At 49.6% G+C, this 1,799-nt stretch carries 1 protein-coding gene; it reads left to right on the plus strand.

Going from position 1 to position 1,799, the window contains the following annotated elements; genetic code table 11:
• On the plus strand, positions 1 to 1,799 hold a 1,799-nt coding region (locus GCHA_RS21415; protein ID WP_039992897.1), incomplete at both ends, for an Ig-like domain-containing protein.

Raw genomic sequence — 1,799 nt, forward strand, 5'->3', positions numbered from 1 at the left:
AGATACCCAAGCACCGACGTTAACTATCGTTGCGCCAGATAACAGCAATGATGCAACACCAACGATTACGGGCAATACAGACGAGCCAGAGAATGCCACGGTCTCGATATTGGTCACTGATGCCCAAGGGGTTGAGCAAACCCTGAGTGCGACGGTGCAATCTGATGGGTCGTTCAGCGTGGACGTGCCTAATGACTTGGCACAAGGCACGTATAATGTCACTGCAACCATTTTTGATAACGCAGGTAATGAAACGACTGTTTCCCAAGCAGGGAGCGTAGATACAGTTCCGCCAACACTCGTCGTAAACGCGCCAGATAATATTAACGATACAACGCCAACGATCACCGGTAGTACCGATGTTGCGCCTGGTTCTACTATTAACATCACCCTGACTGATAGCAATAGCGATACTCAGACATTCAGTGCGATAGTGCAAACTGACGGAAATTTTTCAGTAGAGGTACCGAGTGCTATAGCTGAAGGTAATTTTTCAGTCAGCGCAACAGTTACTGACGTAGCCAATAATTCAACAACTGTGATAGACAATGGCTCTGTTGATTCAACAGTGCCAAACTTAACCTTAACTGCACCAGCAATTACCAATGATGACACTCCTACATTAAGCGGTACAACTGATGCTTCTTTAGATGGCTCAACCGTTAATATTACGGTGACAGATAGTCAAGGATCGACTCAAAACCTCACCACCACTGTACAACCAGATGGTAGCTTCTCATTAGACGTACCCGGAGCATTAGCCGACGGAAATTATTCTGTTATTGCTACGCTAGATGATGGAAATGGCAACGTCGCCAGTGTATCTGAGTCGGGAAACATTGATACGACAGCACCTAGTTTATCTTTGGTTATACCCTCAGGCGCTGATGACACTACGCCGCTAATCAGTGGCTCAACGAATGCTGGTTCGGGATCATCTGTGACTATTACTGTAACTGATGGGCAAGGGAACACTCAGAACCTCAGCGCCACAGTGCAAGAAAATGGAAGTTACTCAATTGAAGTGCCCGTTGAATTAGCGCAGGGGGCGTACAGTGTTTCTGCTTCCGTCGCTGATGCCGCAGGTAATAGCACCACAGAAACAGAAACTGGCAATATTGATACCCAAGCACCGACGTTAAGTATCGTTGCGCCAGATAACAGCAATGATGCAACGCCAACGATTACGGGCAATACAGACGAGCCAGAGAATGCCACGGTCTCGATATTGGTCACTGATTCACAAGGGGTTGAGCAAACCCTGAGTGCGACGGTGCAATCTGATGGGTCGTTCAGCGTGGACGTGCCTAATGACTTGGCACAAGGCAATTACACCGTTCAAGCAAGCATTACCGATACCGCAGGTAACAGCACTACTGAAAGTGACACAGGCAGTATTGACACGGTAGCACCGAGCCTAACGGTAGAGGCACCCGATAACAGCAGTGATGCGACGCCATCGATTACGGGAACAACGAGCACTGCGCCTGTGGGGGCGACGGTGACGATAACGGTGACAGGGAGTGATTCAGCGGTACAAAACCTCACGGCCACAGTGCAGCCAGATGGCAGTTTCCATGTAGATGTGCCGGTCGCACTTGAAGAGGGCAGTTACACGGTGGAAGCGACGGTGGCGGATGCTGCGGGTAACACTGCGACAGATAGCGACACGGGCAGTGTGGATACCCAAGCACCGACGTTAAGTATCGTTGCGCCAGATAACAGCAATGATGCAACGCCTACGATTACGGGCAACACTAACGAGCCAGAGAATGCCACGGTCTCGATATTGGTCACGG

This window comes from Paraglaciecola chathamensis S18K6, assembly GCA_000314955.1.
In the GTDB taxonomy this organism is placed as follows: domain Bacteria; phylum Pseudomonadota; class Gammaproteobacteria; order Enterobacterales; family Alteromonadaceae; genus Paraglaciecola; species Paraglaciecola chathamensis.